Source organism: Aeromonas sp. SE22 (assembly GCF_038739755.1).
Taxonomy (GTDB): Bacteria; Pseudomonadota; Gammaproteobacteria; order Enterobacterales; family Aeromonadaceae; genus Aeromonas; species Aeromonas jandaei.
Map to the genome: position 1 here is coordinate 656,601 of NZ_JBCGFD010000002.1, position 15,429 is coordinate 672,029.

Sequence of the window (15,429 nt, forward strand, 5' to 3'; positions counted from 1 at the left end):
GTCATCCGGCATTGACACTCGCTGCACCAAGATGCAGCATGCCGGCCTCTGATACCCCGCATCCCATCCGCAGCAAGAGGCGTTTTCCATGAAGGTCACCATTTTTGGCACAGGCTATGTCGGGCTGGTTCAGGCCGCCGTTCTGGCCGAGGTGGGCCATCAGATCTGCTGCATCGATGTGGATGAGGGGCGGATCGCCGCGCTTCGGCAGGGCCAAATCCCCTTCTACGAGCCGGGGCTGGCCCCGCTGGTCGAGAGCCATCTGGCCAGTGGTCGTCTGCACTTCTCTGCCGACCCCGCCGTCGGAGTCGAGCACGCCGACCTGCTGCTCATCGCCGTAGGCACACCCGCAGATGAGGATGGCTCTGCCGATCTGCAACATGTGCTGACGGTGGCCGACACCATAGGCCAGCTGATGAACCGCCCCAAGCTGGTGGTGACCAAGAGCACTGTGCCGGTCGGCACGGCGCAGCAGGTGCGGCAGCACATTCAGGCGCAGCTGGCCGAGCGTGGCATTGCCCTCGAGTGCGACGTGGCGGCTAACCCCGAGTTTCTCAAGGAGGGGGCGGCAGTCAGCGACTGCATGCGACCGGATCGCATCATCATCGGCTGCGATAGCGAGGCGGCGCAGAAGCAGTTGCGCGCCCTCTACGCCCCCTTCAACCGCAACCACGACCGGATCGTGGTGATGGATCTGCGCAGTGCCGAACTCACCAAGTACGCCGCCAACGCCATGCTGGCTACCCGCATCTCCTTTATGAACGAGATGGCGGCACTTGCCGAGGAGCTGGGGGCCGATATCGAGGCGGTGCGCCAGGGGATGGGGGCCGATCCCCGCATCGGTTACCACTTTCTCTACCCGGGCTGCGGCTATGGCGGCTCCTGCTTTCCCAAGGATATCCAGTCCCTGCTGCACACCGCCCGCCGCGTCGACTGCGACACCCCGCTGCTCGCCGCGGTCGAGCAGGTCAACCAGCGCCAGCAGCAGAAGATGGCCGAGCGACTGCTGAGTCACTTCGGCCCGGATCTGCGCGGCCGCACGTTTGCCCTGTGGGGGCTGGCGTTCAAACCCGGCACCGACGACATGCGCGAAGCGCCGAGCCGCCCGCTGCTGGCCGCCATCTGGGCTGCTGGTGGCAAGGTGCAGGCGTTTGATCCCAAGGCGATGGCTCGCGCCCGTGAACTTTACGGCGAGCGGCCCGACCTGCAGTTCTGTGCAGCGCAGGAAGATGCACTGGAGGGGGCCGATGCCCTGCTCATCTGCACCGAGTGGCAATCCTTCCGCGTCCCCGACTTTGCTCGGATGAAGAGCCTGCTCGCCAGCCCCGTCATCATCGACGGTCGCAACCTCTACGATCCGGTTCGCCTCCACCAGCAGGGCTTTTGCTACTACGCCATCGGGCGCCCTCACCTTCCTCTCGCACAGGTGCAACCATGAACTGGCTGGTGACCGGGGCCGCCGGTTTTATCGGTTTTCACGTGGCCAGCCGGCTCTGCGCGGCAGGTCACCGGGTGGTGGGTATCGACAACCTCAACGACTACTACGAGGTGAGTCTGAAAGAGGCGCGACTGGCACAATTGGCCAGCTATCCCCATTTCCACTTCGAGCGGGTCGATCTGGCGGATCGCGAAGCGATGGCGGCACTCTTTGCCCGTCATGGTTTCGAGCGGGTGATCCATCTGGGGGCACAGGCGGGAGTGCGCTACTCGCTGGAAAACCCCTTTGCCTATGCCGACAGCAACCTCACCGGCATGCTGACGGTGCTGGAGGGGTGCCGCCAGCACGGTATCCAGCATCTGCTCTACGCCTCCTCCAGCTCGGTTTATGGTCTGACCGACCAGATGCCCTTCACCACCGAGCAGCCGGTGGATCACCCGGTCTCCCTCTACGCTGCCACCAAGAAGAGTGGCGAGCTGATGGCTCACGCCTATTCCACGCTCTATGGCCTGCCCACCACAGGGTTGCGCTTTTTCACCGTCTACGGCCCCTGGGGTCGGCCCGACATGGCCATCATCAAGTTCACCCGCGCCATCCTCGCGGGCGAGCCTATCGACGTCTATAACCACGGCGATCTCAGCCGCGACTTCACCTTTATCGACGACATCGTCGAGGGGATCCTCGCCGTCGCCGACCAGCCGCCCCGTCCCAATCCCGATTGGCACGCCAGCGAGCAGAGCACGGCCGAGAGCGCCGCGCCCTACCGCATCCTCAATATCGGTCATGGTCAGCCGGTGCGGCTGCTCGACTTTATCGAGGCGCTGGAAGAGGCCCTCGGCAAACCCGCCATCAAGCGGATGCTGCCGATGCAGGCGGGCGACATGCACGCCACCTGGGCCGATAGCGAGCCCCTCCATACCCTCACCGGCCTGCGCCCCGCCACCTCGATCAAGGAGGGGGTCGCCGCGTTCGTCCGCTGGTATCTCGACTACTACCAGCCCGACGCGTGAAATTGCCGGGCTGCAGCCCTTGGTCGCCGATGAGTTAATCCGGTACCACTGGCTTGCCACGCGTTTTAGGATGGCTGAACGCACTGTCTGCGCACCATAGCGAGGATTTGAGATGCAACAGCAGGAACAGGGTCTGATCGATGGACTGTTCGACCGCCTCAAGCAAGCGCAAGCCAGGGATAGCAAGCGAGACCAACAAGCGGATCAGCTGATCCGCCAGCATCTGGCCCAGCAGCCCGATGCCCCCTACTACATGACCCAGGCGCTGCTGATCCAGCAGGCTGCCCTTACCCGTCTCAACGAGCGAGTCAAGGAGCTGGAGGCAAGCCAAAGCAGTTCGAGCGGCGGCAGTTTTCTCTCCGGCCTGTTTGGTGGTGAGAGCACTCCGCCCCCGCGCTTCACGCCGCCACCGGCAACTGCGCCAGCCCAACCCGCTTCCCGTACCAGCTCCTTTCTCGGTGGCGCCCTGCAAACCGCAGCCGGGGTTGCCGGCGGAGTCATGCTGGCCGACATGATCGGCGGACTGTTTCACAGCAACCGGCCCGAGGAGATCATCGACATCATAGAGCCAGCGCCCATTGCCAATCCGGTCGATGCAGAACCGGTACGCTGGGACGGCTGGGATTCACCTCCCGATGATGGCGGCAGTTTTCTCGACGACGATAGCCAGAGTGGCGGCTGGACCGACAGTGACGATAACAACGGCGGTTTCTTCTAACCGTTACACAACCACAGGCCCCGCATGTGGCGGGGCCCAACTCGATACGAAACCCATGACTATGGAAAGTGTGATGACACCACGGACCGGCAGCGGCATGACGCGATATAATCACTTCGCTTCGTGCCACCCGGGAGATACTCCCGACCCCAGGCGCTCTGTCCGTGGCCACGCAACACCCCCATGACGACAAGGAGCCACCTCATGATCCGAACCCTTCTCCTGATTGGCGCCGCCATCGCGGCCTATGCCCTGACCCAGAACCACACCCTGCTTCCCCTTATCAGCATGTTGATCCTGCTTTCGCTCTGGGTTGTCAGCGAAATTGGCAGCTTCTATCGCGCGCTTCCTCCCGCCGACCTGGATGAGCATGAGTATCACCACGACTTCTAACCCGATGAAAAATGGTATGAAACTCTCGCAATGCCGTTAGTTCCATACCATTTTGCTCTCTGAAATCCCCCCGCTATAACAACAGGATCCACTGCTTTCATGGCGATGGCAGCCATGTTCCTCTATATCTTCTCTACTCAAGCAGGAGATAAACGATGGGGAAGATCAGCGAAAACGGACTGTTTTTGCTGCTTTTTTTGTCGTCGCTACTGGCGGGCATTCCGCAGACGGCACAGGGCAGGGATTTCAGACAAGCCCCCAGGGCAATGACGGCGCTCAGGCAGGGGCAAGCAGCCCAGCACAGCGGCAATCTGCAAAAGGCGATAGCCCTCTACTGCGTAGCCGCCAGCACCGGCAATCCCGAAGGTTACTTCCGGATCGGGCGTCTGCTCGCCACCGGCCCTGCCTCGGTGCGCAGCGCGAAAATGGCCAACAGCTATCTCGCCATGGCGATGCGCCTTGGCAACCAGCAGGCCAGCCGCTACTACAACCCGCGGGTCGGCAATGCCCCCATGGGCGATCAGTGCGGTGTCGGCGTGCGCGGCGGTCAAGGGAGTTATTTCGCCCTGCCCAGCACACCGTTCAATGTCGAGGCATATCTGGCACGCCAGTCACCGGGCAAACAGAAGCTGGCCACCATGCTGCGTCACGCAGCCAAGCGCCATCAGGTCGATGTGCGGCTGGTGCTGGCCATCGCCATTGCCGAATCCAACCTCGAAAGCCGCGCCGTCTCCGCCAAGAATGCGCAGGGGGTGATGCAGCTGATCCCCGAAACCCAGCAGCGTTTTGGTGTCACTCAACCCTTTGATCCGGCACAGAACATCAAGGGGGGCGTCAGTTATCTCAAGTGGCTGGATCGCCGCTTCGATGGCGACTGGGTCCTGATCTCGGCAGCCTACAACGCAGGTGAAAAGGCGGTTGAGCGCTATGGCGGTATACCGCCCTATGACGAGACCCGGGAGTATGTCAAACGGGTGCTCTACTTCGCTGGTCACAAGCAGCCCTGAGCGAACACTCAGTTGTCAGTCCGCTCGGAAGGCTGTTCCGGATTGCGACAACTATGGTTATGACCGCTACCGGCCGAATAGTGGAAGCCATAGTGGCGGTAGTAGCCCACCAGATTGCTGACCAGAAACAGCCCCTCCATCAGTGCGGCGACCGGTGAGCCCACCAGCAGGTTGTTGACCAGCCAGCAGAGGGTACCGAGCAGCATCCAGCGCCGCAGTTGGCGATCATCCGGGCAAAACGCGGCCCGGGTTTGCAGCAGGCTGGCCAGCAGCCCGATCAATGAGAGCAGGCCCTGATAGGTCGCCAGCGCTGCCGCACAGGCCAACCCCATGAAAAACCACATCAAGATGCGGCGAACCAGCCAGATACTCACCAGAAAGCGCACGCTGGCCAGCAGCAACAGGCAGGCTGCCGACCACTGCCCGAGCAGGGCAAAGTGACCGGCATTGAGCGCGCAGGAGAGTGCCAGGCAGGCCAGGATCCTGCGGCGATCCCGCAACTGAAACGACAACAGATCGAGCAGCAAGGCCAGGCTCACCACCAGTTGCGACCACAGAAACAGCGACATCATCCACCCCTCGTCCGTCATTTGGATGGCGCAGCATGAAGTGGCAACCGGCAGGTGGCATTAACCCGTGTTAATGCGCCTGCGGATCCGTGACAGGGTGACCGGGCTGATGCCGATGTAGTTGGCGAGCTGTACTTGGGTCAGTCGTGCCGGCCAGTGGGGGAAGGTGTGGCAGAGCTCCCGATAACGCTCTTCGGGGGAGTGGAGCAGCAAAAACGCCTCCTTGCGCTCCTTGTAACCGAGCTGCTGACGCAGCAGGGCCATGCAGACCGGCTGCCAGATGGGCTCATCCAGCAGGGCGATTGGCACCCGCACCACCTGCAGTTCCGTCAGCGCCTCCAGCTGATAGCGGGCGGGCGACCCGGTGAGCCAGCTGTCGTAAAGCAGGCAGAGCTCCCCCTCGAAGTAGAACTCCTTGCAGCGCTCCTGCCCTTCCCGGGTGTAATGGCAGGCACGGGCGATGCCCGTTTCGATATAGAAGGCAGCCTCCTGTTTGTCCCCTTGCGCCAACAGCACCTGACCGGCGCGCAGCGTCTGCCGTGGCAAACGCTGACAGAGGGATTCGCTCAAGGCAGCGTCCAATCCCATGGCACACAAAAAGGTGGCAAGCAGGGGGGCTTGAAGAGATGGGTTCATGAGGGCTCCGGGACAAAACGGCAGCCCACATCATGCCCAAATTGCACGACTGATGCAGCAAGGCGTGACCCTGTTGGCAAAGGGGGGGACATAGCCGGGTGCCGCCTTTGCCCCCCCTCGTCCGTTGGTTTACAATCGACGGGTTTTTTGGAACCCGGTTGACCTGTGTCGACCTGGCCCCACCACGACATCAGTCTGTTAATGCCAAGACATTAACCTGCTGAAAAGGAAGAGAATTAGCCAATGGCTCAATTTATTTACACCATGAACCGGGTCGGCAAGGTAGTGCCGCCCAAGCGTCATATTCTCAAGAACATCTCCTTGAGCTTCTTCCCGGGCGCCAAAATCGGCGTGCTGGGTCTGAACGGCGCCGGTAAATCGACCCTGCTGCGCATCATGGCAGGCATCGACACCGAGATCGAAGGGGAAGCCCGTCCGCAGCCCGGTATCAAGATTGGCTACCTGCCGCAGGAGCCGAAGCTGGACCCGGAGCAGACCGTACGCGAAGCGGTCGAAGAGGCCGTTGGCGAGGTGAAGCGTGCCATGGCCCGTCTGGACGAGGTCTATGCGGCCTACGCCGACCCGGATGCCGACTTTGACAAGCTGGCCCGCGAACAGGGCGAGCTGGAAGCCATCATCCAGGCTCAGGGTGGCCACAACATGGAAAACCAGCTGGAGCGTGCGGCCGATGCCCTGCGCCTGCCGGCTTGGGATGCCAAGATCAAGCACCTCTCCGGTGGTGAGCGCCGCCGTGTGGCACTGTGCCGTCTGCTGCTGGAAAAGCCGGACATGCTGCTGCTGGACGAACCGACCAACCACCTGGATGCGGAATCCGTGGCCTGGCTCGAGCGCTTCCTGCACGACTACGAAGGCACTGTCGTAGCCATCACCCACGACCGTTACTTCCTCGACAACGTGGCGGGCTGGATCCTGGAGCTGGACCGCGGCGAAGGTATCCCGTGGGAAGGCAACTACTCCTCCTGGCTGGAGCAGAAGGACGCCCGTCTGGCGCAGGAAGCAAGTTCCGAAGCGGCCCGTCGCAAGTCCATCGAGAAAGAGCTGGAGTGGGTTCGTCAAAACCCGAAAGGGCGTCAGGCCAAGTCCAAGGCCCGTATGGCTCGCTTCGAAGAGCTCAACACCAACGACTACCAGAAGCGCAACGAGACCAACGAGCTGTTCATTCCGCCCGGACCGCGCCTCGGCGACAAGGTGGTGGAAGTGGCCAACCTGCGCAAATCCTATGGTGATCGGGTGTTGATCGACGATCTGTCGTTTGCCATTCCGAAGGGTGCCATCGTCGGCATCATCGGCCCGAACGGTGCCGGTAAGTCGACCCTGTTCCGCATGATGTCGGGTCAGGAGCAGCCGGATTCCGGTGCCATCACCCTGGGTGAAACCGTGGTGCTCGCCTCTGTCGATCAGTTCCGCGACAGCATGGATGACAAGAAGACGGTATTCGAAGAGGTCGCTGACGGTCAGGATATCCTGCGCATCGGCAACTACGAGTTCCCGAGCCGCGCCTATATCGGCCGCTTCAACTTCAAGGGTTCCGACCAGCAGAAGCGGGTTGGCGAGCTCTCCGGTGGTGAACGTGGTCGTCTGCATCTGGCCAAGCTGCTGCAGACCGGCGGCAACGTGCTGCTGCTGGATGAACCGACCAACGATCTGGACATCGAAACCCTGCGCGCCCTCGAGAACGCCCTGCTGGAGTTCCCGGGTTGTGCCATGGTCATCTCCCACGACCGCTGGTTCCTCGACCGTATCGCCACTCACATCCTCGACTATCAGGATGAGGGCAAGATCGAGTTCTTCGAAGGTAACTTTACCGAATACGAAGAGTGGAAGAAGAAGACCTACGGCGCCGAGGCCATCCAGCCGCACCGAGCCAAGTACAAGCGTATCGCCAAGTAAGCGGTCGGTCGGCGCAAGCCGTACCATCGCAGCTGCGACCAGCGTCACAAGGGGAGCTCCGGCTCCCCTTTCTGTTGCCTTTTGGCTTACAATCCAAGACGGATAACATTGCATGGATGTACTGAAATGACCAAAAAACTGACCATCCAGATCCGGGTTGAACCCGGCTGTCTCGGGCCGGATGGCAAGGAACACATCGAAACCTTCTGCGTTGCCGCTGCCAAAATCTTCGAAGCGGTCGAGCCGGAGCTGGTGAGCTGGGTGCTGATCCCTCGCTATGACAAGAAGCTGCCGGAGCAGGAGTTCTTTCTCAACGATCTCAAGCTGAGCGAGGAGCAGGCCAGTCTCTTTCTGCGCCGCTTCGGCCGCGAGCTGGGGGAAGTGCAGGATCAGCTCGATTCGGTGCTGGCCCAGCTGGTGGAGCGCTACTTCAAAACTCTCTGATCTCAGCCCTCTCTGCGCCCAAAAGGTTCTCCGACGAGAACCTTTTTTGTTGGCGAAAAAGCAAACGTTTGATCTTTTGCTCCATTCATTGATCCGCTTCGCAGATCCGGGGTTTGTAAACGGCGTCGCCTGTGTAAAAATGTGCGCGCTGTCACGGTATCAGGACGAGTCTGGTTACTTCTCCACCAGAAACAGGGCCATCACTCCCGCATGAATGGGAGCCCGCTCGCCTGCTGCTTATTTCACGTCACCTATTGGAATCCAACATGAATCAACCACAACAGGCCCCCACACAGGCTGCCGGGCAAGGATTGCTTGAGCGTCTGTTTGCCCTGAAGGGCCATGGCACCAACGCCCGCACCGAACTGATCGCCGGCATCACTACCTTCCTGACCATGGTCTATATCGTGTTCGTCAACCCGCAGATCCTCTCTGCGGCAGGCATGGACACCCAGGCAGTCTTTGTCACCACCTGCCTCATCGCCGGTATCGGCAGCATCCTGATGGGCCTCTTGGCCAACCTGCCCATCGCGCTGGCCCCTGCCATGGGCCTCAACGCCTTCTTTGCCTTCGTGGTAGTGGCCGGTATGGGCTACTCCTGGCAAGTGGGTATGGGCACCATCTTCTGGGGCGCCATGGGTCTGTTGATCCTCACCCTGCTGCGGGTGCGCTACTGGCTGATCGGCAACATTCCGCTCACCCTGCGGGTCGGCATCACCGCCGGTATCGGTCTGCTGATCGCCCTGCTCGGCCTGCACAACGCCGGGATCGTCGTGGCCAGCCCTGCGACTATGGTGACCGTGGGCAACCTCACCTCCCTGCCCTGCCTGCTGGGTCTGCTCGGCTTCTTCCTGATCTGCATCTTCTCCGCTCGCGGCGTCCACTCCGCCGTGCTGATCGCCATCGTGGTCACCACAGCGCTGGGCTGGCTGTTTGGCGATGTCACCTTCAAGGGTTTCGTCTCCATGCCGCCCAGCATCGAGCCGGTGTTCGGCCAGCTGGATCTGATGGGCTCGCTCGACATCAGCCTCGCCGGGATCATCTTCTCCTTTATGCTGGTCAACCTGTTCGACTCCTCCGGCACCCTGATTGGCGTCACCAACCGCGCCAAGCTGGCTGATGACAAGGGGCACTTCCCGCGCATGAAGCAGGCACTGCTGGTCGATAGCGTGAGCTCGGTCGGCGGCGCCTTTATGGGCACCTCCTCGGTCACCGCCTTCATCGAGAGCAGCTCCGGCGTTGCCGTCGGCGGGCGTACCGGTCTGACCGCCATCGTGGTCGGTATCCTGTTCCTGCTGGCGATCTTCTTCTCTCCGGTCGCCGCCATGGTGCCAGCCTACGCCGCCGCTGGCGCACTCATCTATGTGGGCGTGCTGATGTGCTCCGAGCTGACCCGGGTGAAGTGGGAAGATCTGACCGAAGCGGTACCGGCCTTCATGACTGCGGTGATGATGCCGTTCAGCTTCTCCATCACCGAGGGGATCGCCGTGGGCTTCATCTCCTACTGCGTGATGAAGGCGGGCACCGGCCGCTGGCGCGAAATCAACCCCTGCGTGCTGGTGGTAGCCCTGCTGTTCGTCCTCAAGTTCTTCTGGGTAGACGGTCACTAAGTCAGGCTTTCGCCAACAAAAATGCCAGTCAGCTGACTGGCATTTTTTTATCCCCGATTTGCTATCGGCCTGTGCGCTGGCCATAAAAAAATCCGAAACCAGTGGTTTCGGATTTTTTCTATTCAGCATGTGGCAGAGCAGGGTTATCCCCTCGCCTGCCACATCGGCAGCAGTTACTCGGCAGCCATGCGGGCTTCGATGTAAGCCAGCGCGCGGTCGATACGAGCAAGTACGCGCTCCTTGCCAACCAGCGCCATCACGGCGTCGATGGCAGGAGATTGGCCCAAACCGGTGACAGCCACGCGCAGCGGCATACCCACCTTGCCCATGCCCTGACCCAGCTCGGCAGCGGTCGCTTCAATCAGCTCGTGCAGCGCTTCGGTGGTCCAGCTATCCAGTGCAGCCAGCTTGGTCTTGGCCAGAGCCAGCGGCTCGGCAGCCACGCCGCGCAGGTGCTTCTTGGCAGCCGCTTCGTCGATCGCTTCGTACTCTTCGAACAGGTAGCGGCTCTGGGCAGCCATCTCGACCAGGGTGTTGCAGCGCTCGGCCAGCAGGGTGACCACGTCGGCCAGCGCCGGGCCATTGCTGATGTCGATCTTCTGGTTTTCCATGTGCCATGCCAGATGCTTGGCAACATAAGCCGGATCCAGGCTACGCATGTAGTGGTTGTTCAGCCACAGCAGCTTGTCGGTGTTAAACGCTGAGGCGGATTTGGAGATGGCATCCAGGCTGAACAGCTTGATCATCTCTTCCAGGCTGAAGATCTCCTGATCACCGTGGGACCAGCCCAGACGCACCAGATAGTTCAGCAGCGCTTCCGGCAGGTAGCCGTCGTCGCGGTACTGCATTACAGAGACTGCACCGTGACGCTTGGAGAGCTTGGCACCGTCGTCACCCAGGATCATGGAGACGTGGGCAAATTCCGGTACCGGCGCGTTCAGCGCCTTGTAGATGTTGATCTGGCGCGGGGTGTTGTTGATGTGGTCTTCGCCACGCACCACGTGGGTGATCTCCATATCCCAGTCATCGACTACAACACAGAAGTTGTAGGTCGGCGCGCCATCGGTACGGCGGATGATCAGATCGTCCAGCTCGGTGTTGGCGAACTCGATGCGGCCACGGACGTGGTCATCGAACACCACGGAGCCTTCGGTCGGGTTGCGGAAGCGGATCACGTGCGGCGCATCGGCCGGGTGATCGTGGGCGTGGTCGCGGCACTTGCCGTCATAACGCGGCTTCTCGCCGTTGGCCATCTGGCCTTCACGCAGCGCTTCCAGACGCTCTTTGGAGCAGTAGCACTTGTAGGCGCGGCCGTCAGCCAGCATCTCGTCGATCAGCGCGTTGTAGCGATCGAAGCGCTTGGTCTGGTAGTAGGGGCCCTCATCCCAGTTCAGCTCCAGCCATTCCATGCCCTCAATGATGGCGTCGATGGCCTCCTGAGTGGAACGTTCCAGATCGGTATCCTCGATACGCAGCACAAACTCACCGCCCTGGTTCTTTGCAAACAACCAGGAATAGAGTGCGGTACGGGCACCGCCGACATGCAAAAAGCCGGTCGGGCTGGGAGCAAAACGGGTTTTGACTTTCATCTTTAAGCCTTGTGTAGAGGGCCTTGGGCCAATTCGTTAGAAAAAACCGTCGCATTTTAGCACCGACAATCACGGATGGGAAAACCATGACGCCGCAAAGGGCAAAGTAGCGGGTTTAATTTGCGCAACGCCGCCCTGCCCCCCTGATCTTTGAAGGGGATCGCAGAACAAAATCCCCATTTCCGATTTGCTATGCATAGCGCTGGAGAGCTGCCTCCTCCTGCCGATATCCAGACAACTCTCAACGCCCCACGCAACAAGAACAAGGAAGAGACGATGCAGTTCCGTTCAATCCAGACCCGAATACTGGTCATGGCTGGGATCGCCATGACGACAGCCCTGGTCATCCTGATCCTGCTCAACCAGTACTCCGGTCAACAGACCCAGAAGCTGACCATCAGCTCCAGCCGCGCCGCCCTGCAGCAGGAGGCATGGCAGAAGGTCAGCGCCAACGCCCGCGCCGAAGCGGCCACCATCACCCAACTGTTGCAAAAGGGGCTCTCCTACACCCAGCAGATGGCCAGCGTCTTCGCCCAACAACAGCAGGGCAAGCTGCCGCTCGATCGTCAGCAGGCCACCGACCTGCTCAAGGCCCAGCTCGCCCTTGAGCCCCAGCTCTACGGCGCCTTCGCCGGTTTCGAGCCCAACGGCTTCGACAGTCAGGATGCCAGCTTTGCCGGTCAGACTGCGCTCGGCAGTGACAGCAAGGGGCGCTTTGTCCCCTACTTCTATCGCGACAAGGACAAGGTCGGCACCGACTTGCTGCTCTCCATCGAGAAGAGCGAGACCGACAGCTTCGGCAACCCGGCCAACGACTACTACGTCTGCCCGAAACGGGAGGGGCGCTCCTGCCTCATCGATCCCTTCAAGGTGGATATCAACGGCCAGCAGGTGCTGGTGAGCACCATCACCACCCCTATCATGGTGGATGGCCAGTTCAGGGGGATTGCCGCGCTCGATCTGGCGGTGGACTCCATCAGCCGTCAGGCCCAGTCCCTCAACAGCAACATCTATGACGGCAAGGGGGAAACCCTGATCGTCAGCGCCGCCGGCGTTATCACCGGCACCAGCGGCGATGCCAGCCTGCTTGGCAGCAGCGCCGAGAAGGTGCTGGGCAGCCAGTGGCAGCAGTATCTGAAGCCGGAACTGCAGCGTCAGGAGCTGAACAACTCGTTTCGCATCTCGGTCCCCATCATGGTGCCGGGCATGAGCCGCAACTGGGCCATCATCGTCACCCTGCCCTATCAGGTGGTGCTGGCGGGGGCCGATCAGCTGGAGAACCAGCTGGGCGAGATGAACCGCACCGCCGTGACCCAGCAGCTGGTCGGCGCCTTTGTCGTGCTGGTGCTGGCGCTGGTCACCATGCTGATGATCGCCCGCAGCATCACTGGCCCCATCCGCCAGATGGTCAGCCTGGTGGATGATATCGCCGATGGCGAGGGGGATCTCACCAAGCGCCTCAATACCCGCTCGGTGGACGAGCTGGGGGATCTGGCCAAGGGGATCAACCGCTTTATCGACAAGCTGCAGGGGCTGCTCGGGGATGTGCTCAAGACTGCCAGCGAAGTGAACCGCCATGCCGGCGATACCGACCGCATCGCCGGCCAGACCGACACCAACCTGCAGCATCATCAGGCCGAGATGGAGCAGATGCTGACCGCGGTGCAAGAGATGTCCTACGTCAGTCAGGAGGTCGCCACCCACGCCAACAACACCGCCGACTCGGCCAAGCAGGCGCAAAGCGCCGCCGATCAGGGCAAGGAGCGCTTCCAGCAGGTGATCCAGTCGATGCACAAGGTCGCGGCAGAGGCCGGTAAAGGGGCCGAAGTGGTCGAAGGGCTGGCCCACGACAGCGAGCAGATCACCAGCATCCTCACCGTCATTCAGGGGATTGCCGATCAGACCAACCTGCTGGCCCTCAACGCCGCCATCGAGGCTGCACGGGCCGGTGAGCAGGGGCGCGGCTTTGCGGTGGTAGCCGACGAGGTGCGCAAACTGGCGGGCAACACCCAGCAGGCGGTACAGAACACTCAGGAGCTGATCGAGAAGATCCGCCACAGCTCGACCAACGCGGTCAACGCCATCAACCAGAGCCAGCAGCTGACCCATCAGGCAGTGGGGGAAGCGGATCTGGCGGAGGAGGCGCTTGGCAGCATCTACAAGGCCATCTCCACCATCAACGACATGACCTACCAGATAGCCTCAGCCGCCGAAGAGCAGAGCTCGGTCTCCGAGACCGTCTCCGGCAACCTGTCAAAAACCAACGCACTGGCCAACGACATCGCTCAGGATGCGACCGAAACGGCCAAAGCCAGCCAGGCCCTGCGCCAGGCAGCCGACAAATTGCAGCAATTATTGGGACAATTTCGTCTCAGCTGATAATTTTCCACCTCAGGACTCTCCCCCTCGGGGGCGAGTCCGTTTACCATAGGCGGCGAAATTTGCCTGATGGCAGGCAATGCAGTGAGAGGTAAATGCCGTGCCCACCCCGGACCGTCGCCCACGTGGCCATAACAGACGAGCCCAGCAGCGTCGCAAAGACGAATCACAAGTATCCCTGCTCCATCGTATCAATGCAGCAACAGAGTCCTTGCGCCAACGATTTGGCAAAAAAGAGCAGCAGCCCACCCCGCGCAGCCAGAGTGCCAGCATCGGCAAATTCAAGCTGAGCAGCCCGCTGCCGCGCAAGAACACCATAGGTCTGCTGATCCTGATCCCGCTCTGGCTGCTGGTGCTGGCCTGGGAGCCCGCCCCGAGCGTGCCCAAAGCGCCGCCGTCCGGTTCGCTGGAAGTGCCGCTGGCGGTACCGGCGCAAGCCATGACCGTTGGCAATGGCACCACGGGCAGTGCGCCTGCCGCCGCCAAACCGGTCGAAGAGAAGGTCAATGGCACCTGGCTGCAGCACGATGTGCAAGCCGGTGAGACCCTCTTCTCCATCTTCCGCAAGTTCGAGCTGCCGGGCGCCGAGCTCAGTCGCCTGATCGCCATCGAGGGGCCGGATCGGCCGCTGACCCGCCTGCAATCGGGCCGCTCCGTCTTCATTCTGGTGGATGACAGCCGCCGCATTCAGCGGGTCGAGATCCGCTCCTACGGTCAGGCCATCTATCGCTATGACCGGCAGGGCGAAGGGTTCGTCCTCAAGGAGTAAAACAAAACGGGAGGCTGCGGCCTCCCGTTTTACATCCCGATCCCTGCCAAATAAGCTACTGACTTCACAATATTTTTAGCTTGTTCAAAAAACGACAGGGGGTCAAATTGACAAGGATCGGCGCTAACGTACAATCGATTGTGCTTTAGACAGGGATTGTTCTGCGTGCTACTGGGACAAAGAGACGTGGTCAGTCATGAGCCAACCCCTGCTGCAAGGCAAATGCAGCCCCACAGGGCTTAGTTTCATTTTGTTATTGATAGGATTTTGCACATGTCTGACATTCGCACCGGCCAGGTAAAATGGTTCAACGAAACCAAGGGTTTTGGCTTCATCGAGCAATCCCAGGGTCCGGACGTATTCGTTCACTTCTCCTCCATCCAGAGCGCAGGTTTCAAAACCCTGGCTGAAGGTCAGAAAGTCCAGTTCACTGTGACCCAGGGCAAGAAAGGCCCGCAGGCCGAGAACGTCACCGTTATCTAAGGCCACGCCAGTGAACATGTAGGAGGTGCCATCGGCCCTCCTATTTTTTTGCCCGCTTTTTTTGCCCGCAATGTCCCCTCCCCGATCGGCAGAGCTCTTGCCAGGCTTGCCATCCCCGCCTGCAAGCCGTTTATGGCTACAACCGGCCGCTATAAATCAAATTTATGGATTTTGGTTAAATGCCCCGGTTTTAACTTATACCGAGCCCATGCCTGTCATTCATCCCCTGCCATGTCTGTTAGCCGACCACAAAGGGTTGTGCCCGATCTCCGAGAGGCTATTAGCGAGCAATACATCTTGGTCTTATGACTTGGGATATGCGGGGAAGAGATAAAGCAGGCAAACGCAGGATACGACAAATCATCGCAGCGCGATGTGATGGGCAATTCAAAGGGATTATGAGGACTTCGAAGAGAGATTGGAGCGGGAAACGAGACTCGAACTCGCGACCCCGACCTTGGCAAGGTCGTGCT

14 protein-coding genes are annotated in these 15,429 nt (G+C 60.8%); 11 read left to right on the forward strand and 3 right to left on the reverse strand.

Annotated features, from left to right (window positions below):
- The first annotated feature begins 88 nt into the window (after positions 1-88).
- The 5 genes from AAHA39_RS06900 (at position 89) to AAHA39_RS06920 (ending at position 4,566) form a co-directional block, all read left to right on the forward strand.
- The gene (locus AAHA39_RS06900; RefSeq protein ID WP_320655228.1) at positions 89-1,438 is read left to right on the forward strand and encodes a UDP-glucose dehydrogenase family protein; all 1,350 of its coding nucleotides are present in this window, start codon (positions 89-91) and stop codon (positions 1,436-1,438) included.
- Complete coding sequence (locus AAHA39_RS06905; protein WP_320655230.1) at positions 1,435-2,448, forward strand: NAD-dependent epimerase; 1,014 nt, start codon at positions 1,435-1,437, stop codon at positions 2,446-2,448. The genes AAHA39_RS06900 and AAHA39_RS06905 overlap by 4 nt, the downstream gene beginning before the upstream one ends.
- A 112-nt stretch (positions 2,449-2,560) precedes the next feature.
- On the forward strand, positions 2,561-3,166 hold the full coding sequence (locus AAHA39_RS06910) for a DUF2076 domain-containing protein (protein ID WP_279006861.1): 606 nt from the start codon (positions 2,561-2,563) through the stop codon (positions 3,164-3,166).
- Positions 3,167-3,370: 204 nt separating this feature from the next.
- Positions 3,371-3,559: a hypothetical protein gene (locus AAHA39_RS06915; protein WP_033114101.1), complete on the forward strand. Its 189-nt coding sequence runs from the start codon at positions 3,371-3,373 to the stop codon at positions 3,557-3,559.
- Positions 3,560-3,714: 155 nt separating this feature from the next.
- Positions 3,715-4,566, forward strand: coding sequence for a lytic transglycosylase domain-containing protein (locus AAHA39_RS06920; RefSeq protein WP_320655236.1), 852 nt, complete (start codon positions 3,715-3,717; stop codon positions 4,564-4,566).
- Between the two features lie 8 nt (positions 4,567-4,574).
- Here AAHA39_RS06920 and AAHA39_RS06925 read toward each other — a convergent pair whose 3' ends face one another.
- A complete protein-coding gene (locus AAHA39_RS06925; RefSeq protein ID WP_320655237.1) occupies positions 4,575-5,138 on the reverse strand; it encodes a YgjV family protein in 564 nt (187 codons plus the stop codon).
- A 57-nt stretch (positions 5,139-5,195) separates the two neighbouring features.
- Complete coding sequence (locus AAHA39_RS06930) at positions 5,196-5,771, reverse strand: Crp/Fnr family transcriptional regulator (RefSeq protein ID WP_320655239.1); 576 nt, start codon at positions 5,769-5,771, stop codon at positions 5,196-5,198.
- 243 nt (positions 5,772-6,014) lie between these two features.
- On the opposite strand from AAHA39_RS06930, the gene ettA reads away from it, so the two are divergent.
- The 3 genes from ettA (at position 6,015) to AAHA39_RS06945 (ending at position 9,736) form a co-directional block, all read left to right on the forward strand.
- Positions 6,015-7,682 (forward strand): energy-dependent translational throttle protein EttA, encoded by a 1,668-nt coding sequence (ettA, locus tag AAHA39_RS06935; RefSeq protein WP_005358378.1) that lies wholly within the window; start codon positions 6,015-6,017, stop codon positions 7,680-7,682.
- 126 nt (positions 7,683-7,808) lie between these two features.
- Positions 7,809-8,126 (forward strand): hypothetical protein, encoded by a 318-nt coding sequence (locus AAHA39_RS06940; protein WP_005349395.1) that lies wholly within the window; start codon positions 7,809-7,811, stop codon positions 8,124-8,126.
- Between the two features lie 266 nt (positions 8,127-8,392).
- Positions 8,393-9,736 (forward strand): NCS2 family permease, encoded by a 1,344-nt coding sequence (locus AAHA39_RS06945; protein ID WP_033114095.1) that lies wholly within the window; start codon positions 8,393-8,395, stop codon positions 9,734-9,736.
- A 173-nt stretch (positions 9,737-9,909) separates the two neighbouring features.
- Here AAHA39_RS06945 and gltX read toward each other — a convergent pair whose 3' ends face one another.
- Entirely contained in the window at positions 9,910-11,325 is a 1,416-nt protein-coding gene (gene gltX / locus AAHA39_RS06950; protein ID WP_320655243.1) for a glutamate--tRNA ligase, read from the reverse strand.
- A 276-nt stretch (positions 11,326-11,601) separates the two neighbouring features.
- Between gltX and AAHA39_RS06955 the strand changes: the two genes are divergently transcribed.
- The 3 genes from AAHA39_RS06955 (at position 11,602) to AAHA39_RS06965 (ending at position 14,956) form a co-directional block, all read left to right on the forward strand.
- Positions 11,602-13,704 carry a methyl-accepting chemotaxis protein gene (locus tag AAHA39_RS06955; protein ID WP_320655244.1) on the forward strand — a complete coding sequence of 701 codons (2,103 nt, stop codon included), beginning with the start codon at positions 11,602-11,604 and terminating at the stop codon, positions 13,702-13,704.
- 100 nt (positions 13,705-13,804) lie between these two features.
- Positions 13,805-14,473 (forward strand): LysM-like peptidoglycan-binding domain-containing protein, encoded by a 669-nt coding sequence (locus AAHA39_RS06960; protein WP_320655245.1) that lies wholly within the window; start codon positions 13,805-13,807, stop codon positions 14,471-14,473.
- A 273-nt stretch (positions 14,474-14,746) separates the two neighbouring features.
- Complete coding sequence (locus AAHA39_RS06965) at positions 14,747-14,956, forward strand: cold-shock protein (protein WP_005297820.1); 210 nt, start codon at positions 14,747-14,749, stop codon at positions 14,954-14,956.
- Positions 14,957-15,429: the final 473 nt, after the last annotated feature.